Genomic DNA, 19,179 nt, shown 5'->3' with positions numbered 1-19,179 from the left:
TTAGAGCGTCAGCTCGTGGGCATTGGTCAATTCCGGAAGCTGGATGAGACGGTCGAGCACTTCCTTCGGCGTTTCTTTATCGGTGGTGAGTACCATGATGGCCGAGCCGCCGACCACTTTACGTCCGACTTGCATCGTCGCGATATTGACGCCGTTGTCGCCGAGCAGCGTTCCGACTTTGCCGATGATGCCCGGTTTATCGTTATGCGAGATCAGAAGCAGATGGCCGGACGGCGCGATATCGACAGGATATTGGTCGATTTGAACGATCCGCTCGCCGTAGCCGGAAAGCAGGGTGCCGGCAAGCACGCGTTCTTCTTGCTTCGTTTTCAGTGTAACGGAAACGAGGTTCGTAAAGCTCTTCGCTGTGGACGATTTTTGAACGACGACATTGAGTCCGCGCGTTTTGGCCAGATGCATCGCATTGACGATATTCACGCCTTCCAATTGGTTGTCGAGAATGCCTTTGACGATGTAGCGGGTGAGCGGTGTCGTATCGACGTCGGTCAAATCGCCGGAATAATTGACCACGATTTCGCTGACCGGTCCGTCGATCGTCTGACCGAGGAAGACGCCGAGCTTCTCGCCGAGGTTGAAATAAGGCTGCAGCGCATTGAGCACGTTAGCCGGCACCGGCGGCATGTTGACGGCGTTCTTGAACGGCTGGTCGCGCAGAATGTGGAGCACTTCCTCGGATACGTCGATCGCGACGTTCTCCTGTGCTTCGACCGTCGATGCACCGAGGTGCGGCGTGACGACAATTTTCGGATGGTTCAGGAACGGATGATCGGCAGCCGGAGGTTCCTTCTCGAACACGTCGAAAGCCGCTCCGGCGACGATGCCAGCATCGATCGCTTCGACAAGGGCCATTTCATCGATAATGCCGCCGCGTGCACAGTTGATGATGCGCGCGCCTTTTTTCATCAGCTCAAATTGCGGCTTGCTGATCATATGGCGGGTTTCGTTGGTCAGCGGCGTATGAACCGTAATGAAGTCCGCTGCGGCACAAATCTCGTTCACGGTGCCGAGCTTCACGCCGAGCTTTTCCGCACGCTCTTCGGTCAGGAAAGGGTCATAGCCGAGCACTTCCATACCGAACGCTTTAGCCCGCTTGGCGACCTCGCTGCCGATGCGGCCCATGCCGAGCACGCCGAGCACCTTGTTGCGCAGCTCTACACCGACGAACGTTTTGCGGTCCCATTCGCCGCCAACCGTTTTCTTGTACGCTTGCGGAATCATACGAGCGACGGACATCATCATTGCGAATGTCAATTCGCAGGTGGCGATCGTATTGCCGTCCGGTGCATTGATGACGACGATGCCGCGCTTCGTCGCCGCTTCTAGATCGATATTGTCGACGCCAACACCGGCACGTCCGACAACTTTCAATTTGCTGCCGGCGCCCATAATGCGTTCGGTTACCTTCGTGGCGCTGCGCACCAATAAAGCGTCATAGTCTGCAATAATCGCTACAAGTTCGTCTTCGGACAATCCGTTCTTTTTTTCCACCTCAACATCCGGTGCGTCATACAACAGTTGAATTCCCATGTCACTGATTCCATCCATAACTAGCACTTTGTACATTTTTCCCAGACCTCCATGAAGTAAATTACGAAAAAAACACAAAAAACTCCCCGCCCCGACACGACTAGCGTATACAAGGGACGAGGAGCTGATTCTCGTGGTACCACCCTACTTCGCTGTGCGCTCGCGCGCAACAGCCTCATGAGGTCTGCTATGAACAGACCGGGAAAAATAACGGTTTCCGGCCGGCTGCGCCTACTGTTATGTTCGGCACAACAACTCAGGAGTGCTCCGCATATCGAATTCGTCCGGTTCGCACCAACCACCGGCTCTCTGATCGATTCGGGTTATGCTTGGCTCCGTCAAAGTTTTGTTACAGGTGAAATTTTTCATTAGCGTAACATGACTATTTCGACATTGTCAATAGGGAGGCAACCGATTTGCAAATCCGAAATATTTGTGAAAAATAAATTCGTCGTGATAAAATAAACCGTGCAACCCGTATGAAATTATCGTACATAGAAAGGGGCATTCGTCATGTTCGAAAGTATAGAGCCCGAAGCGTTCCGGGCAAAAACGGACAATGGAGAGCTGGGGGACGCGCTGGTGGTCGACGTCCGGGAACCGTACGAATGGGAGTATTATCATTGGGAACAAGCGCAGCTGATGCCGATGAACAGCATACCGGGAAGGCTGGCCGAGCTTCCGAAGGATCGGACGATTTATGTCGTTTGCGCCCATGGCGTGCGAAGCGCCAATGTGTGCTACTATTTGAAGCAGAACGGCTTCAACGATGTGGTTAATGTCGAGGGCGGCATGGCAGCGCTCGCAGCCCTTCGCGGGTTCCAATACGATTAATAGACGCACGGCAAAAAGCCACGAGTACGGGAACCGGACGTCGTGGCTTCGGAAGCTTATGTATTAATTGGTGGTGAAAAACGGAAGTTGCGGCAGCGTTTCTTTGCCGTAATATTTGTCTTTGTTTTGGATAAAGTCGCTTTTGCGAACGGCATCGGTAGCCATTAGCACATCGACGACTTGCCCCACGTCGTTCAAATTCATTTTTTGCGCTTGACCGGACTGGATCATTTCGTCGATCCGACTTGTCAGATCTTGCGGGGTGAACGGTTTAAACAGCTTATTGCCGAGCATCAGCTGGGCGACATATTCGTTTTTCATATTCAGGCTTTGGCTCTTCCAATCATTTAGGGAGAGCGGTTTGGTCACATCGATAGACTTAAATTGCGGGTTGATCGTAGCATACCATTTATCGATCGATTCGTAGTAGCTTTTTTCAGCCTTGAGCGCGAATGTCTTCGCTTCGCCGAGATAAGGGTCCGCTTGAAGCTGTGCGATCAGCTCGGCCGCCGGAATGCCGTTTGCCTTGGCCGAATAGCTTTTCAGGCCCTCGCCGAACAGCTTTAAGCTTTTCATGTAATCCTTATGCGCTTCCTGCAGGAGCGGAGAGGAGTCCGGCATCGATTTCGAACCGAGACTGTCGTAGCTTTCCTGCGCGAGCTTGCTCAAGTCCTTGAGAATCAAGGAGGCGTCGGCCGTACGATTCGTTAGCAGCTCGTCGGTTTTCTCAAACCACTTTTTATGAAATTCCCTGTATGGCTGATAAATGGTATGATAGAAAGACACCAAGTACTGCTGATGGTAGGCGGTAAAACTCTTGGCCGCTTCATTTTGCTTGTTGAGCATATCTTCGTATTTCAGCGAAGATCGGTCCTGTCCCATTTTTAAACCGAAGAAGAAGGCCCCCATAGCCACGACAAGCATGAAAATGAAGGTAACGGCGAATAAGTAGTCCGTTCGGGTAAGCCGTTTTTCCATGATCGAGCACCTCAAATTCTTGTTCTATGCAGATAGTATAGGTGAAATTGTCGAAAAAGGGAATCAGAATGAAAAAATTTGACTTTAAACGGATCAAGCTGCGAAAAATCAATCCGGACGAAATCGACGAGCGCTTTCTGCTCGCAAACTTATATGTGACGCAGCTTCTCGTCTTCCTGGCAGCCGTCGTTCTGATGCTTTTTCAGAAGCCGGACCTGCGGGCGATGTTTTCCCCGGGATCGGGCTATACGATCCTGCTATGGGGAACGGGCTTTGCCGTCGCCGTTCTGCTCGTCGATCTGCTCGTTTCCAGATGGGTGCCTCCCGAAGTGACGGACGACGGGGGCATCAACGAAATGCTGTTTAAAAACAGGCCTCTTTGGCATATTGCACTCATCTCGCTCATTGTCGCATTTTGCGAAGAACTGCTGTTCCGCGGTACGATCCAAGCCTGGTGGGGACCGTACTGGACCAGCATCCTGTTCGCGGCCATTCACGTCCGCTATTTGCAGCACTGGCTGATGACGGGACTTGTCTTCAGCATCAGCTACGGGCTCGGCTGGGTTTATATTCAGACCGGGTCGTTGTTAACACCGATTATCGCCCATTTCCTGATTGATTTCGTCATGGGCTGCATTCTTCGTTACAGGAGAGAAGAATCATGAACAACAAGCATCTGCAACCTCCGTACCGACCGAAGGAGGAGGCCGATCATCAACCCGACCCGGAGAAAGAGGAGGGAACCGACGATCATTACCTGCCTCCCCGCAAAACCGTGCATCCGACAGAGAAAGAAAAGTGGCTGCCTTATTTTTATCGGTCGTTGCTATGGATTTTTATACTCCTTGTTGCAGGTCTTTCCGTTTGGGGCTGGAAACTCGTCATGATGTAGTTTCAATTTCTTCCGGATTCACGAATCCGTAGCCTTTTTCCTCGAGTTGTGTCAAAAGTTTGTCCAGCGCCTCCACCGTCCACGGCAGTTCGTGCATTAAAATGTTGCTCCCCGGGTGAAGCTGACTCAGCACGTTGCTGATCACTTGCTCGGGGCTGTTTTTCTTCACCGTCATTTCCCAATCCTTCGATCCGTTGGACCAGGTCATGAACAGCAGCCCTTCTTCCTTGGCCTTGGCCCGAACGTCATCGCTGCCGGAGCCGAACGGCGGACGGAAGAAGACCGGTGCTTTACCTGTCAGCTCTTTGATCGCTTTTTGCACATCTCCGATTTGTTGATTTACCTTTTCTTTAGTTTCCTTTTTCAAATCGATATGATCCCAGGAATGATTGCCGATCGTTTGGCCGCTGGAAGCAAGCAGCTTGACGAGCTCGGGTTTCTGCTTAATGCGGTAGCCGTTCAGGAAAAAGATCGCCTTCGCTTTATGCTTCTGCAGCGTATCGAGTAGCGCTTTGTTCATCTCAAGGTCCTTCGGACCGTCATCGAATGTCAGCAGAACGACTTTTTTGGACGCTCCGTTCGGATCGATCGGCACGATATCGTAGGTTTTCGGATTCATCGTATAGCGTTTCGCGACTTGCTGCTCTTGTTTTTTGACGCTATCCGCAGGCACAGTTTCTTTGCCTTCCTGGGCAGGACTCGGTGCAGGCTGATTCGAAACGGAGGCGCCGTCCGCGGATTTCGGTTTTTCGCCCCCCGAAACCGGCTGCGAAGCAGGCGGCTCCGTTTTGGCCGCGGCGTTAGGCGAAGCGTCCGGTTTGGAGCCGCAGGAAGTCAGAAGCAGAAGCGCGGCCAGAATAGCAATCCATTGTTTAGACATGTGTAATCCCCTCGTTAGGTTTGGTATGAATCTTTTGGCTTTTCCTTATTTTATCATGCATGATTCATAGGATGTAGCGAAAAATAGTAACGAATTAGAAAACAATACGGGAGGGATTGGCATGAGATGGGGTGCTTTTCTGCTTGGCGGGCTTGTCGGAGCGACCGCAGCGGTCGTACTCACGGGCAAAAGAAAACCGATGCTGTTCTCCGCAATGACGAATAGCGACGCCATTGGAGGTTTTCTGAACCAGGTCATGGATCGATCTGACAAAAAAGAAAAGGTTCTGACGGATTCGGCCGAGCCGAACGGCGATTACGGCAAGAGCGTCGCCGACGCGGCCACTTCCGCCGCGGGTCTCGGCAAGGTCCAGCAGTTGATAAATCGGGATTCGGGGCTTAAGACAGCAGTGAACGACATTTTGGCCAGCAACGGGGAAAAATCCGAAATTCGGGCGCATTAAGCGTTCGGTTTGCGCGTAAAGACACAACTCCGCCTCCTCAAAAAGGCGGCGTATGTGTCTTTTTGTATGAAAAGGGCATTTTTTCAGGCGACAACCGTTCTTTTCTTCGCGGTTTGTGATATAATAGACGTAGCATGGCAAACAAGCTGTACCGTTTCCGAGGGGGAAGGCAGGAGGACGCAAATTCGAACGCGTTTTCGAATCCTTTATATAGCGGAACGAACACGGCTCACCTTTGTTTACCAAACTTCATAAGCTGTTTATTATTAGTCGGCAAGGGAGGAATCCAGTATGAAAATGGAGCGTTTAAGTCAAGACAAGATACGGATTTTCCTCACATTCGATGACTTAACGGAGCGCGGGATTCACAAGGATGACATGTGGAGAGAAATCCCCAAGGTTCACGAGCTGTTCAGCGAGATGATGGACCAAGCCTATACCGAGCTTGGCTTCGACGCAACCGGACCGCTTGCCGTGGAAGTCCTCGCCATGCCGGCGCAAGGGATGATGGTGATCGTCACACGCGGCCGAATGAATTTCAGCCAAGGCGACGATACGCTAGAGGACGAAATGGAAGAAGTGTACGAGCTTGAAGTGACGATGGATGAGACCGATGAAATCATTTACGCTTTCCATGATTTCGAGGACCTGCTCCGGCTCGCCAAAGTCATCAATCCGCTCCTGACGGACGGAGGAACGTTGTATTCTTATAAAAATAAATGGATCCTGCTGCTGGATGCCGTCGAGATGGAGGAAAAGCGGCTACAATCGGTCGTGGCCGTCTTGTCCGAGTTCGGAGAAGCCACATCCGTCACGCAAGCGGTTCTGGAGGAATACGGCAAGGTCGTGATTGAATCCGATGCCGTAAAGGTGCTTTGTTCCAAGTTTTAATGAGACTTATTCAGCTTAATGAATCGTAAGCATTCTCAAAAACAGCGTTGTTTTTGCGGAATGCTTTTTTTGCGGGGGGAAGAACGTCATGAGCGAAGTTCAACACATTGGCGCAGCCAAGACCGCGTTTGATTTGGAGGAGCTTGTCACCCATTACCACAAACAGCTTCGGGAAGAAGCCTATGCTTATTTGGAGCGGCGGGGTATCCATCAGGAGACGGCGGAGCATTATCGAATTGGCTTTGAGCCGGGCAAGTTCGGGTTTTACATCAACTCGGACAAGCTGGGTGATTTTTTTGAAAACCGCATTATTATTCCGATTACGAACGCGGATGGGATCACGGTCGATTTAGTCGGACGATCGGTCGACCAGCGCGAGCCGAAATACAAATTGCTGCTCGGAGAGGGCGATTATTTATTCAACGAGTCGATTCTGGAGCAGACGGAGGACGTCATCGTGTGCGGTGGGGTGTTCGACGTGCTCAGCTTGGCTCAGGCGCATTTGCCGGCGGTATGCGTGCCGATCTGGATGTCCTTTAAAGAAATCCATGCGGACAAGCTGCGGGACAAGCGGGTGTTCATCTGTCTGGGCAACGATGAAGCGGGGCGTCGCGAAAGCGTCAGAATCCAAGCACTGCTGCAATCGACGGCCAAGCAAACGTTTATTATGCAACTGCCCGAGTCGATTCGCGACGTCAACGATTTCTTCGTTCGAGTGCAAAATCCTCTGGATTCGTTCATGCGGCTGTTGAACGAAACGATGGAAGAGACGATGCTGCTTCCGATTGCTCCCGATACGAAAAATATTACCATATATACCGAAGAATTCATGAAACGGCATCGTGGACAAGCGTCGGGCGTGCCGACCGGTTTCGCCACACTGGACGAAGCGTTGTTCGGCGGGCTTCGGAGCGGGTTGTATTTGCTGGCCGGAGCCGCTTCTTCGGGAAAAACAATGCTGATGAAGCAAATGGCGGACCATATCGCGCTGCACCAGACGCCGGTCGTTTACGTATCCTGGGACATGACGGGATTCGAGCTCTGGGCGCGAAGCATAGCCAGACTCATCGGCACCGAGCCGCAGAACGTGCTCAGCGGGAAGATCGAGCCGCGGCAAGTGGCCGAAGCCAATAAACGCTATATGCCCATCAGCAATATGCTTTGGACGATCGAATGCTCGCTCGATTCCACGATCGATCGCGTCATGACCAATGTCGAGCGGATTGCGGGAATGTCCGGCAAAACACCGGTCGTATTCATCGACCATATTAACCGCATCCCGGCAGGCGGATTGCCCAATCCGCCCCGCTCGTCCGCCGAGCATCAGACCGTAATCGCTTATATGCTCAAGCATTGGTCCAAGGAATGGGGAGGCCCGGTTATTGCGGCCGTTCCTTCGGATATCGGGGACGAGCGTCTGCCGGAAGGGGCGGAAGCCTCAGCCGACGTCATTATGCGGCTGAAGCCGGAGCCGGACGGAACGTCCGCTAACGGGATACGCTCTAGTCTGCAGCTTCTGAAACACCGCAATGGGACGTTGGCGACCATTCCGCTCCGGTTTTACGACCAGCAGGCGCGTTTTGCGGAAGAATGAAAGTCTTATGCCGGGTGAAAGCGGAAGTGTATGCCAGATTCCAAGAAATGATGGAAAAAGCGATTCAAAATGTCTATAATATTCATAGGATAAGAAGTATCGACAAACGCCTGCCCGGATCACGGTCGGCATCCGCACAGTTGCGGGGGCCGGCCGTTGCTGCGGGCGGGTTTAACCTATTGTGACGGAGGGGAGACACTTTGAGCGTCTTAACTGTCCTGACGGCGGCTATAGCGCCGGGTGTCGCTCTGCTGGCCTATTTTTATTTAAAAGACCGATACGATACGGAACCGATCTCATTAGTAATCAAGCTGTTCTTGTTCGGCGTTCTGATCGTATTCCCGATCATGGTGCTGCAGCGGGCTTTGGTGCATGGGCTCGGGGAGGACCCGTTCGTTTTTTCGTTCCTTATCTCTGCGCTGCCAGAGGAATTTTTCAAGTGGTTTCTTGTTTATTTCATAACCTTCAAGCATGCTTCGTTCGACGAACCGTACGACGGCATCGTGTACGCAGTAGCGGTGTCGCTCGGATTCGCCACGCTCGAAAACGTATTTTATGCGTTCTTGAATGGGTCCAGCTTTTCGTCGCTCATGATTCGGGCCTTCCTGCCGGTGTCCGGTCACGCCATGTTCGGTGTCATGATGGGCTACCATCTCGGAAAAGCCAAATTTACGCCGGAGCATACCCGCAAGCATCTGCTTTTGTCGTTGGCGCTGCCGATTTTTTGGCACGGGGTGTTCGACTACACGCTGCTCCTAAGCAAAGCGTACTGGGTCTGGTTCATGGTGCCGCTCATGAGCTTCTTGTGGCTGCGCAGCCTGCGCAAAGTGAACCGGGCCAATGCCAAATCGCCGCTCAGGGTCGCCACGCGGGAGGATCAGGTTAAAATTTAGCCGGAATGACTATAATGGATATATAAAACCATAGGTCGTACCGGAGGGATATGATGAATGTCGTTAGTCCGCGGGTGAAAGTTGCCATCCGCTGCAAGCATTGCGGCGAGAAATTCATCCTGAAGGGCCGGAAAGAAAAGGAAAAGATCGATACCGGGTTCAAGCAGTGCATATGCAACAATGAAAAAGATTTCGATATCGAAACCCTTGATTTCTAATCCGGGAAAAGAGTCGGCCACGCGCCGGCTTTTTTCTTTTTTGAACGGTTGGATTGCGATCTCTGCGTTTCGTGAATAATCCGTCTCGCTTCAGGCGAAAACTAAGCCCAAGTTTTGCTGATGAAGGGAGATTTCTCGAACATGTACAAAAGACTGAGCAGCGTCATGTTTCCGATTCTTTTGGTGGCACTCATCGGCACCGGGGTCTGGGGCTACTTGGAGCATCAAGAGAAAAACGCCGTCTTGATCAAGGCGGAAAACCATTATCAACGGGCGTTCCACGATTTGTCGTTTCACGTGGACAAGCTGCATACGGAGCTCGGCAATACGCTCGCGGTAAATTCGACATCCCAGGACGCCTACAAAAAAGGGCTGGTCAACGTTTGGCGGATCACAAGCGAGGCGCAGAACGAAATCAGTCAATTGCCGCTGACCATGCTGCCTTTCAACAAAACCGAGGAGTTTTTGGCTAATATTTCGAATTTTGCTTATCGGGCGGCAGTCCGGGACCTTTCGAAAAGTCCGCTGGACGGAAACGAAATGAAGACGCTCAATACGCTTTACGAGCACGCGGCGGAAATTTCCAAAGATTTGCGCGGGGTTCAAAGCAAGGTCATTTCAAACAACTTGCGCTGGATGGACGTCGAGCTGGCGCTGGCTACGCAGAAGGAGCCGCATGACAACGTCATCGTCGACGGGTTCGCTACAGTGGATAAAAAGGTGCAAGAATATCCGGAAATCAACTGGAGCCCGGCGGTCATGAGCATGTATCAGAAGCGGGACATGCACATGCTTTCCGGCCCGGAGGTGAATGCCGACGAAATTAAGCAGAAGGCCGCTCAGTTTCTTGGCATCCAGGACCCGTCCGGACTCCAGGTCGTAGAAAACGGTCCCGGGACCGAGTATCAGTCCTTTAGCGTGACGGCTCCTAAACAGGGCACGGCGGACGGCGCTCATTTGGACTATTCGAAAAAAGGCGGCCAGCTTCTGTGGTTTGCGGCTTCCCGCAATGTGCCCGAGAAGAAGCTCGACTTGCGGCAGGCGCGAGACATCGGGGCGCAGTTCCTGGATGAGCACGGCTACAAGAACATGACGGCTGTAAGCTACGACGAACATGGTAACGTCGCCCATATGACGTATGCGACGCGTACGAACAACGTGATCAATTACATGGAAAAGATCGCGGTTCAGGTGGCGATGGACAATGGCGAAGTGACGGGACTCGAAGCGACCGACTACGTGTACGGCAAGAAGGACCGCCAGATCAAAGCGCCTAAGCTGACGGCAGATGAAGCCCGCAAAGTGCTGAATACCGAATTTAAAGCGGACAGCGTCAACCAAGCGCTCATCAAGAACGATATCGACGAAGAGGTGCTCTGCTACCAATATATCGGTCGCGTCAACGGTGGCTTGTACCGAATCTACGTCAATGCCGAGACCGGCGCGGAAGAGAAAATCGACCGCCTGGGCGCGGAAGAAGCCACCGCCGTCACGCCAACCTGATGTTCAGTTTTCTACTCTCTCCCAAGCCCGATGCGTTCGGGCTTTTTTTGCTTTTGTATTAGGATTGCGGGGTGATGAGCCGAAGGCGAAATCGCGATTGGCGGCGAGTTTTTTGACCTGGTCCCAATTCCATAGAAAATTGTTCCATGGGACCGGGTCAAAACGTGTCTGAGCATTAGCCAATCGCGATTTCGCCGCAGGCCGCGCCACCGTTCATTCCACCATTCCTTCCACACGCTCCCCAACACTTCAAAGAAGCTCCAACAAAACTCCGAACGCTGGTCGTTCACCCCTTCCCATATTCGCTTCACGTGCTATAATAAAGCTTGGACTTATCGAAGTTTTCACTCCGGGGAGGTGAGCCGATTGCTGCCGAAAGTAAACCAGACGCTTTTTATCCAAATCAATTCCATCGATGAGGAAGAGGCGAAGCAGGAATATAAATCCAGAATTGCCGACGTCTCGGATACGTATATCAGCATGGAAGTTCCTATGAACGACAAATCCGGGAAGCTGAAGCGTTTGTATCCGGGCGACGAGCTTTCCGTTTATTTTATAACCGAGGGCGGCGTCAAGAACTACTTCTTCTCGTCTGTACTCGGATTTTCCGACGATGTAATCCGGCTTGTTCTGATCAAAAAACCGGATCCCGAATCGATTACGAAAGTGCAGCGCCGCAACTTTTTGCGCGTGCCGGCCATACTCGAAATCGCCGTGAAATTCTCGGAGCAGCTGCAGTTCGTATCGCTGACCGACGATGTCGGGGGCGGAGGCATATCGTTTTTATGCGAAGGCTACGTGCCGGTGGAGTCCGGCCATACGGTCGAGTGCTGGCTGCTCGTCCCGTTCAAGAACGGCCAGATCGAGCATGTGCCGTTCAAAGGCGAAATCGTGCGCGTCAAAGAGCTGGAGACGGGCAAAAAGCAGGTCATGATGCGCTTTTCGGAGATCACGGACCGAGACCGGCAAAAGATTATCCGGTACTGTTTTGAGCGGCAGCTTGATTTCCGCAAAAGATAATACATAATCGCTTGGCACGACGGGCACACTATCCCCCAAATATTGGATGGGGCGGGTGGCCGCGGATGAATACAAAGAATCAAAATGAATCGGACGATAGGTACGAAGAATTATTTTTGCAGTTCGCCCATCGGGCGGAACGATGGATTGCCTGGGCATTGGCAGGGTGCGCCATTGCTTTGGTCGCTTCCCAATTGCTGCTCCTTAACCCGCGAATCCGCTATGTTTTAGTTAAGGTGGAGCAGCTGGAGGGACTTCCTTATTCGATGTCTCGGCTTCAGGCCGCGGAAGGAAAATAATGGAGGGTGCGTGAGTTTTGCAATCCACGGTAAAACTATGGTATAATTTTCTTCGTTCGAGGCTTCGGCCTGTTTTTTTTTCAGGCTGCTCGTCCGCTTCATTTTGTAAGGAGGCCGCATCTTGGAAAAGTTTAACATCGCAATCGACGGTCCGGCGGGAGCGGGGAAAAGCACGATCGCTCGTCTGGTCGCCGGTGCGCTCGGCTTCGTTTATGTCGATACGGGAGCCATGTACCGAGCTGTGACTTGGAAGATTTTACGGGAAGGCCTTCAAGCGGAACAGATCTCGGACATGATTGCGCTCACAGGCCGTATGGACATTCGCTTAGTGCCGGGCAGCGATGGCCAAATGGTCTTTGTCGATGGCGAAGACGTGACGGGCATGATTCGCCTTGCGGAGGTGACCGGAAACGTCTCAAGAATCGCTTCCATCGCTGAAATTCGCAGTATCCTTACCGCCAAACAGCAGGAAATGGCCCGAAGCAAAGGAATCGTCATGGACGGCCGGGATATCGGCAGTCATGTGTTGCCGGACGCCGAGGTCAAGGTGTTTTTGACAGCAAGCGTTAGCGTCCGAGCCCAGCGCCGGTTCAAAGAAATTTGCGATTCGCAGCCGGACATCACGCTTGAGAGATTGGAGCGCGATATTGCGGAGCGGGACCGGATGGACGAGCAGCGCGAGGCTTCGCCGCTTGTGAAAGCGCCGGATGCCGTACTGCTGGATACGACCGAGATGACGATACCGCAAGTAGTGGATCGCATTTTGGAGCTTTGCAAGCTCCGGGTCGGTGGGGGGCAATAGCATGTTCTACGTCTTTTTTCGAGGGGTTTTTCGCGTCTTGTTCCGCTCCGTGTTTTTTTTGCGGGCGGAAGGGCTTGAGAACATTCCCTCCGAAGGCGCCGTCGTTCTGTGCGGCAACCACACCAGCAACTGGGACCCGCCGCTGATGGGGAGCCCGCTGAAGCGAAAGGTGCATTACATGGCCAAGGCCGAGTTGTTCGACGTTCCCGTTTTGGGATATGTTTTGCCGAAAATAGCGGCATTTCCCGTCAAACGGGGTGGTGTCAGCAAAGAGTCGATTCGCTTGTCTCTGCAACTGCTTAAAGACGGCGAGGTTATGGGCATTTTCCCGGAAGGGACGCGCAGCAATGCGGGAGGCATGGGTAAAAAGGGAGCGGCCAGCTTGGCATTGAAGTCCGGAGCTGCAGTCATTCCGGCAGCCATTATCGGCAATTATAAGCCGTTTCGGCAAATGAAGGTCGTGTATGGTCCGCCAGTCGATTTGAGCGAATTTGAGAACAGCGGTTCGGAAGGCTTGGAACAGGCGACCGACAAAATCATGAGTACGATCCGAAGCATGGTCAAGCAGCACGAATCGAAATGATAAATTGTGGCATACTTAAGAAAATGATGAAGTAAATTTTTTATCCAAATACATTACACGTTGTCAGGTTGTTTAAGGAGGGTAATTGGACATGTCAGAAGAAACAAAGTTCGATCAAGAAGTTCAATCCGCAGAGGTATCTCAGGAAGAGTCCATGGCGAATGTCAACATTATCAAAAAAGGTGACATCGTTACCGGCAAAGTCATTAAAGTGGATGCGGATCAAGCAGTTGTCGACGTAGGCTACAAATATGACGGCATCGTGTCTGTGCGCGAGCTTTCGTCCGTCCAATTGGACAATGCGGAAGAAATCGTACAAGTCGGTCAAGACATCGAACTGAAAGTTCTTACCATCGATGACAACAAGGAAAAGCTCGTGCTTTCCAAACGCGCCATTGACAGCGAGAAATCGTGGGAGAAGCTTGCAGCCGACATGGAAAACAAAACGATTCTCGAAGCGAAAGTCGCCGAAGTGGTTAAAGGCGGTCTTGTCGTTGACGTAGGTCTGCGCGGATTCGTTCCGGCTTCCATGGTAGAGCGCACGTTCGTCGAAGATTTCAGCGATTACAAAGGCCGCACGCTTCGTCTGCGCGTGAAAGAAATGGACCGCGAGAAAAACAAAGTCATTCTTTCTCAAAAAGACGTGCTGGATGAAGAGTTTGAAGCGAAAAAGCAAGAAACGATTTCCAAACTGTCGGTCGGTCAAGAGCTGACGGGTACGGTTCAACGTTTGACGCAATTCGGCGCATTTGTCGATATCGGCGGCGTGGACGGACTCGTTCATATTTCCGAGATGGCTTGGCATCATGTCGAGCACGCGTCCGAAGTCGTGAAAGAAGGCGACCAAGTCCGCGTTCAAGTTCTGAAATTGGATCCGGCCAACGAGCGCATCTCCTTGAGCATCAAAGCAACGCAGCCAGGACCTTGGGAATCCGTTAAGAACAAGATCAATATCGGGGATATCGTCACCGGTACCGTTAAACGGCTCGTACAATTCGGCGCGTTCATCGAAGTGGCTCCTGGGGTTGAGGGATTGGTTCATATTTCCCAAATCGCACACCGCCACATTGCAACGCCGTTCGAAGTGCTGAAGGAAGGTCAAGAGGTTCAAGTGAAAGTGTTGGATATGAACCCGGGCGAGAAACGCATCTCGCTCAGCATCAAAGAAACGGAAGAAGCGCCTGCTCGCGAACCGAGACCCGAAAGAGAGCGTGCGCCGAAACGGGAATCCGTTTCCCACGAAGAACTCCAAGGCCTGAACCTGACGCTCGGAGAGCGTTTTGGCGACAAGCTGAGCAAATTCAAGTAAACCGCTGTCTATAGACGAAGAGAGGAATCAGGGGTGCGCATACCGCGAAAAATGGAGCATGTTCATCATGCGCTCCAGCTTGGGCAAAGCGGCGAGCAGGGCTTCCGCGACATTAAGCTGGTCCATAATTGTCTCCCCGGTATTTCTTCGGAATCCATAGCATTGCATACCCGAATCGGCGAACTCTTATTGAGCTCGCCGATTGTTATTAATGCCATGACCGGAGGAGCCCGCGAGACCGAAGAAATTAACCGAGAGCTTGCCGTCGCCGCTCGAGAGACGGGGCTCGCTATGGCGGTAGGGTCGCAGATGGCCGCCATCAAAAACCCGGAGACGGCTGAAAGCTACCGTATCGTAAGAAAGATAAACCCGCGCGGCATCGTATTTGGCAATCTTGGCAGTGAAGCGACGCTGGAGCAAGCGCTAAGAGCGGTGGACATGCTGCAAGCCGACGGGCTTCAAATCCACCTGAATGTGATGCAGGAGCTGATTATGCCCGAAGGGGACAGAGATTTCCGGGGAATGCTTGAACGAATCCGGACAATCGTCGAACGGGCGGGCGTTCCCGTCATCGTCAAGGAGGTCGGCTTCGGTATGGTGCGGGAGAGCGCAGAGAAGCTGATCGGCTGCGGGGTTGGATGTATCGATGTCGGCGGATCGGGAGGTACTAATTTCGCCGCAATCGAGAATGCCCGGCGTGATTTGCCGATGGACTGGCTGAACGATTGGGGCTGCAAGACCAGCATCGCGCTGTTGGAAGTATTGGAGGCTAAGCGTCGTCTGAACCGGCCGGACGTGGCGGTCGTGGCGACAGGCGGCATTACAGGCGCGCTGGAGATTTGCAAAGCTTTAACGCTCGGAGCCTCCGCGGTCGGTATGGCCGGAGCCATGCTGCGAGTGCTGCGTACATCGGGGACCGAAGCGTTGATCGGGAAAATCACGTCATGGCATCACGAGCTCCGGCTGCTGATGACGGCGTTGGGCGCATCCCGAATTGAAGCTTTGCACGAGCTTCCGGTCGTCATTACGTCGGAAACGGCAGAGTGGTGCTCGGTTCGGGGAATGGATATCTCCGCCTACGCAAGGCGAATGGGTTACGCCTAAAGATTGAGTAAAACTAAATAAAGAAAGCCATACTAAAGGAAAAAGAGGAACAAGCTTTTTCTACGGGTGAGAGCGAATGAATGCGGGTTACGTGTCCTTATTGCTAATCGTCGTTGCGCTGATTTTGTTCGCCAGTGGCTGGAAGAACGTCATATTAAGAGGTATTACTCCTACGAGTCTACTTCTTTTTTTTATGCTTTGGATATTGTTTATGCCGTGGAGCATGGATTGGGGCAGCATTCGGGTATACGGCTGTACGGTGCTGCTGCTGATTGTTTCGCTCTGGGTCATGGTCCGTACACCAAGCTTTTTGTATCGGTTCCATTTACTGTCCATCGCCCTGCTGCTCGGGTCGGTTTATTTCTTCCTTAGAGAGACCCTTCATCTGATGCCTGCGGTCATCTGGTTCAGCTCGGAATGGACCGTTGCCGCAAGCGTCGGTTTTTTGGCAGCGACTCTGCTGCGTTGGCCGCCCCTGCAGATCGCAGGGCTGTCGCTCGGCCTGCTGATCGGGGACGTTATGTCGGCCTGCGCACACCGGGAACAGATGGCGATGACGCTCGGGCAAGCGGAATTTCAGGATGAATGGTGGCTGACGGCCTTTGCAGCCCGAGGCTGTTCTCTGCTGCTGGAAGGGATGGTCGCGGGGAGCAAGCTGGCATTTAAGCATGTACGGCAAAGGGTTAGGTCGGTCAGAGAGCCGGAGAACGATTGACAGGCAGAAGCTGTTGCTGAGAAGGAAGGAGACGCGATCGACGTGTGGGCTTGGCTGGTGGAGCAAAAATATACCGTAGGAATCATACTGGGCGTATTGTTCGGTGTGCTGGCCCGGCTGACGATGCTGCGGACCGATTACCGGCAATATCCGACGTATCCTCACGGCAAAATCATTCATCTCTCCTTGGGCGTCATCGCGGCGGGACTCGGAGCGGTCGCCGTCCCTTCACTGCTGGATAAGAACTATACGGCCATGACGTTTTTGGCTATGGCGGCACAGCAGTTCCGGGATGTCCGCAATATGGAGCGGCAGACGCTGAGTAAAATCGACAGTATGGAGCTGGTGCCGCGGGGAGCGACCTATATTGAAGGGATTGCGATGGTGTTCGAAGGCCGCAACTATTTAGTCATTTTTACCGCGTTCGCTACGGCGTTCTTTGGCATCGTGTTCCCATGGTATTGGGGGATTGTGGCCGGCATTGCAGCTATTCTGTTTACCAATATGTTTAAGACAGGCAAATCCTTGTCGGCGATTGCAGATGCAAACATCGGCCGAGTGTGGCTGGACGGGCCCAATCTGTTCGTGGACGACATTTATATCATGAACATCGGATTAAGCGATACGCAAAACGTCATCCGGAAGAATGCCATCGGCATTGTGCTTGTGCCCAAAAACAAAAATGCCAAGGTTACCTTGGCTAATCCCGGCCAACGGCAGGCGCTGCTGCATGACGTGTCTACCATCATGGGCGTCCATCGCGACCAAGGCGAACCGGCGCTCGTTCCGCTGGCCAAGCTGAATATGGATGACGGGCGGCTGGCGGTGCTGCTGCTTCCGCAGGAGTGCGATCCGGAGAAAGCCCGGCAAGTGGCGATGAACTCGCCGGTGCTGGAAAGCGCAGTGCGGATGCCGAGCGAGGCGCATGTGCAAACCGGCGGAAAAGCGGGAGGATAGCGTTAATGGGACAAATTATGGCGGTAGTAGCAACGGAAGCAAACCGGCAAACGGTGGCCGGTGGAGCTCCCATCTTTATCGCGGACGATGCAAATCATCAGCAGCAAGTCGCCTTTAAACTGGAAAAAATTTTGGATGCTTCGGCTCACGATTTGGAGAACGGGATCGTTATTTTAGTGAAGCATTAACGGTTGGAAGGCTACCCGCTAACGTTTCGTTCATTTACTTGTGAATTCGATTTTGATATAATATCAGAGCTTGCAAGCCTTGAAAACAGGATTGTCTTTGTACATAACGCCCCTCGGCCGAACGGTGGAGGGAGACATGAAGCAACATTGCGGTAGTCGAAGAAGGGAATGAAGTGCATGGCAAGACCAATCGTAGCGATTGTCGGCCGTCCGAACGTGGGCAAATCTACGGTATTTAACCGTATTATCGGCGATAAGCTGGCTATTGTGGAAGATAAACCGGGGGTTACCCGGGACCGGCTGTACGGCAGGGGAGAGTGGCTGGATACCGAGTTCAGCGTGATCGACACCGGCGGGATTGAGATCGACGGGGAAGATCAGATCATGAAGTCCGTACGCGTTCAAGCGGAGCTTGCCATCGAGGAAGCGGACGTGATCGTGTTTATGGTGGATGCCAAAGCGGGCATTACGCCGGCAGACAGCGAAGTCGCGGAAATGCTGTTCCGGGCGAAAAAGCCGGTTATCATTGCCGTTAACAAAGTGGACAATCTGAAGCGGATGGACGATATTTACGAGTTCTACAGCCTCGGCTTCGGCGACGTGGTCGGCATCTCCGGCTCTCACGGCACGGGAATTGGCGACCTGCTTGACGAGGTGATCAAGCATTTTCCGGACACGAGCGAGGAAGAGTACGGCGAGGATGTGATCAAGGTCGCACTGATCGGCCGGCCGAACGTCGGGAAATCGTCGCTCGTCAACGCCATCCTGGGAGAAGAGCGCGTCATCGTCAGCAATGTTGCCGGAACGACGCGCGATGCGATCGATACGCCTTTTGAGAAAGACGGCCAAAAGTACGTCATCATCGATACGGCGGGGATGCGCAAGCGCGGCAAAGTATACGAGACGACGGAGAAGTACAGCGTCATGCGTGCCATGAAGGCGATCGAGCGAGCGGACGTCGTCCTGGTCGTCATTGACGGCGAGGAAGGCATCATCGAGCAGGATAAGCACGTGGCCGGGTATGCGCACGAGGCGGGCAAAGCGGCGATCTTCGTTGTGAATAAATGGGATATCGTGGAAAAAGACGACAAAACGATGCATCAATTTACGCAAAAAATCCGCGACCATTTTTTGTTTATGACCTATGCTCCCGTCGTGTATTTGTCGGCCAAGACGAAGCAGCGGCTGCATAAGCTGTTCCCGGTAGTGACCAATGTGGCCGAGCAGCATTCGGCGCGTGTGGCGACGCACGTGCTGAACGACGTCGTATCCGATGCTGTGGCCATCAACCCGCCCCCGACGGATAAAGGGAAACGGCTGCGTATCAATTATGCGACACAGGTGGCGGTCAAGCCTCCGACCATCATTTTCTTCGTCAACGATCCGGAGCTGATGCATTTCTCCTATCAAAGATATTTGGAAAATAAAATTCGCGGCGCGTTCGGTTTCGAGGGGACGCCTCTACGCATGTTCACGCGTCGTAAATCGGACGACGAATAGGAGAGAAC

22 protein-coding genes and 1 other annotated feature are annotated in these 19,179 nt (G+C 52.8%); of the genes, 19 read left to right on the top strand and 3 right to left on the bottom strand.

Translation table 11 applies throughout. The annotated features are described in order from the left end of the window. The gene (gene serA / locus ET33_RS11305; RefSeq protein WP_036680751.1) at nucleotides 1-1,584 is read right to left on the bottom strand and encodes a phosphoglycerate dehydrogenase; all 1,584 of its coding nucleotides are present in this window, start codon (nucleotides 1,582-1,584) and stop codon (nucleotides 1-3) included. A 73-nt stretch (nucleotides 1,585-1,657) separates the two neighbouring features. Beyond that, nucleotides 1,658-1,899, bottom strand: a binding site (T-box leader). A gap of 162 nt (nucleotides 1,900-2,061) precedes the next feature. On the opposite strand from serA, the gene ET33_RS11300 reads away from it, so the two are divergent. Continuing rightward, nucleotides 2,062-2,382, top strand: coding sequence for a rhodanese-like domain-containing protein (locus ET33_RS11300; protein ID WP_036680748.1), 321 nt, complete (start codon nucleotides 2,062-2,064; stop codon nucleotides 2,380-2,382). A gap of 63 nt (nucleotides 2,383-2,445) precedes the next feature. On the opposite strand, the gene ET33_RS11295 is transcribed toward ET33_RS11300, so the two are convergent. Beyond that, nucleotides 2,446-3,360, bottom strand: coding sequence for a hypothetical protein (locus ET33_RS11295; protein ID WP_036680745.1), 915 nt, complete (start codon nucleotides 3,358-3,360; stop codon nucleotides 2,446-2,448). Between the two features lie 68 nt (nucleotides 3,361-3,428). Here ET33_RS11295 and ET33_RS11290 point away from each other — a divergent pair, with 68 nt between their 5' ends. Together ET33_RS11290 and ET33_RS11285 are read left to right on the top strand one after the other, a co-directional pair. After that, nucleotides 3,429-4,025 carry a CPBP family intramembrane glutamic endopeptidase gene (locus ET33_RS11290; protein WP_036680743.1) on the top strand — a complete coding sequence of 199 codons (597 nt, stop codon included), beginning with the start codon at nucleotides 3,429-3,431 and terminating at the stop codon, nucleotides 4,023-4,025. Then, on the top strand, nucleotides 4,022-4,252 hold the full coding sequence (locus tag ET33_RS11285; RefSeq protein WP_036680742.1) for a hypothetical protein: 231 nt from the start codon (nucleotides 4,022-4,024) through the stop codon (nucleotides 4,250-4,252). Before ET33_RS11290 ends, ET33_RS11285 begins: the two co-directional genes overlap by 4 nt. On the opposite strand, the gene ET33_RS11280 is transcribed toward ET33_RS11285, so the two are convergent. After that, nucleotides 4,242-5,132, bottom strand: a complete 891-nt coding sequence (locus ET33_RS11280) for a polysaccharide deacetylase family protein (protein WP_036680739.1) — start codon at nucleotides 5,130-5,132, stop codon at nucleotides 4,242-4,244. The genes ET33_RS11285 and ET33_RS11280 overlap by 11 nt on opposite strands. Nucleotides 5,133-5,253: 121 nt before the next feature. Here ET33_RS11280 and ET33_RS11275 point away from each other — a divergent pair, with 121 nt between their 5' ends. The 16 genes from ET33_RS11275 (at nucleotide 5,254) to der (ending at nucleotide 19,171) form a co-directional block, all read left to right on the top strand. After that, the gene (locus ET33_RS11275) at nucleotides 5,254-5,595 is read left to right on the top strand and encodes a hypothetical protein (RefSeq protein ID WP_036680737.1); all 342 of its coding nucleotides are present in this window, start codon (nucleotides 5,254-5,256) and stop codon (nucleotides 5,593-5,595) included. Between the two features lie 291 nt (nucleotides 5,596-5,886). After that, a complete protein-coding gene (locus tag ET33_RS11270; RefSeq protein ID WP_036680733.1) occupies nucleotides 5,887-6,486 on the top strand; it encodes a genetic competence negative regulator in 600 nt (199 codons plus the stop codon). An 88-nt stretch (nucleotides 6,487-6,574) separates the two neighbouring features. After that, nucleotides 6,575-8,080, top strand: a complete 1,506-nt coding sequence (locus tag ET33_RS11265) for a DnaB-like helicase C-terminal domain-containing protein (protein WP_036680732.1) — start codon at nucleotides 6,575-6,577, stop codon at nucleotides 8,078-8,080. A 200-nt stretch (nucleotides 8,081-8,280) separates the two neighbouring features. Further along, nucleotides 8,281-8,973, top strand: coding sequence for a glutamic-type intramembrane protease PrsW (gene prsW, locus ET33_RS11260; protein WP_036680730.1), 693 nt, complete (start codon nucleotides 8,281-8,283; stop codon nucleotides 8,971-8,973). 53 nt (nucleotides 8,974-9,026) lie between these two features. After that, a complete protein-coding gene (locus ET33_RS39210) occupies nucleotides 9,027-9,191 on the top strand; it encodes a hypothetical protein (protein ID WP_167336428.1) in 165 nt (54 codons plus the stop codon). 141 nt (nucleotides 9,192-9,332) lie between these two features. Then, entirely contained in the window at nucleotides 9,333-10,694 is a 1,362-nt protein-coding gene (gene ypeB / locus ET33_RS11255; RefSeq protein WP_036680728.1) for a germination protein YpeB, read from the top strand. A gap of 366 nt (nucleotides 10,695-11,060) precedes the next feature. Further along, complete coding sequence (locus tag ET33_RS11250; protein WP_036680726.1) at nucleotides 11,061-11,714, top strand: flagellar brake protein; 654 nt, start codon at nucleotides 11,061-11,063, stop codon at nucleotides 11,712-11,714. Nucleotides 11,715-11,779: 65 nt separating this feature from the next. Continuing rightward, on the top strand, nucleotides 11,780-12,013 hold the full coding sequence (locus ET33_RS11245; protein ID WP_036680723.1) for a hypothetical protein: 234 nt from the start codon (nucleotides 11,780-11,782) through the stop codon (nucleotides 12,011-12,013). A 121-nt stretch (nucleotides 12,014-12,134) separates the two neighbouring features. Beyond that, on the top strand, nucleotides 12,135-12,815 hold the full coding sequence (gene cmk / locus ET33_RS11240; protein ID WP_036680722.1) for a (d)CMP kinase: 681 nt from the start codon (nucleotides 12,135-12,137) through the stop codon (nucleotides 12,813-12,815). 1 nt (nucleotide 12,816) lies between these two features. Beyond that, complete coding sequence (locus tag ET33_RS11235; protein WP_036680720.1) at nucleotides 12,817-13,398, top strand: lysophospholipid acyltransferase family protein; 582 nt, start codon at nucleotides 12,817-12,819, stop codon at nucleotides 13,396-13,398. 91 nt (nucleotides 13,399-13,489) lie between these two features. Next, entirely contained in the window at nucleotides 13,490-14,707 is a 1,218-nt protein-coding gene (gene rpsA, locus ET33_RS11230) for a 30S ribosomal protein S1 (protein WP_036680717.1), read from the top strand. Nucleotides 14,708-14,758: 51 nt separating this feature from the next. Beyond that, nucleotides 14,759-15,811, top strand: coding sequence for a type 2 isopentenyl-diphosphate Delta-isomerase (fni, locus tag ET33_RS11225; protein WP_200879204.1), 1,053 nt, complete (start codon nucleotides 14,759-14,761; stop codon nucleotides 15,809-15,811). Between the two features lie 76 nt (nucleotides 15,812-15,887). Further along, the gene (locus ET33_RS11220; protein ID WP_051775254.1) at nucleotides 15,888-16,526 is read left to right on the top strand and encodes a YphA family membrane protein; all 639 of its coding nucleotides are present in this window, start codon (nucleotides 15,888-15,890) and stop codon (nucleotides 16,524-16,526) included. 42 nt (nucleotides 16,527-16,568) lie between these two features. Continuing rightward, the gene (locus tag ET33_RS11215; protein ID WP_036680713.1) at nucleotides 16,569-17,483 is read left to right on the top strand and encodes a YIEGIA family protein; all 915 of its coding nucleotides are present in this window, start codon (nucleotides 16,569-16,571) and stop codon (nucleotides 17,481-17,483) included. Between the two features lie 5 nt (nucleotides 17,484-17,488). After that, on the top strand, nucleotides 17,489-17,671 hold the full coding sequence (locus tag ET33_RS11210; protein ID WP_036680711.1) for a capping complex subunit for YIEGIA: 183 nt from the start codon (nucleotides 17,489-17,491) through the stop codon (nucleotides 17,669-17,671). A gap of 177 nt (nucleotides 17,672-17,848) precedes the next feature. Then, a complete protein-coding gene (gene der, locus ET33_RS11205) occupies nucleotides 17,849-19,171 on the top strand; it encodes a ribosome biogenesis GTPase Der (protein ID WP_036680709.1) in 1,323 nt (440 codons plus the stop codon). Nucleotides 19,172-19,179 lie beyond the last annotated feature (8 nt).

The organism is Paenibacillus tyrphae (assembly GCF_000722545.1).
GTDB classification, from domain to species: domain Bacteria; phylum Bacillota; class Bacilli; order Paenibacillales; family NBRC-103111; genus Paenibacillus_G; species Paenibacillus_G tyrfis.
The sequence above is the reverse complement of the archived record's forward strand: the minus strand, read 5'-3'. Positions and strand labels throughout refer to the sequence as shown.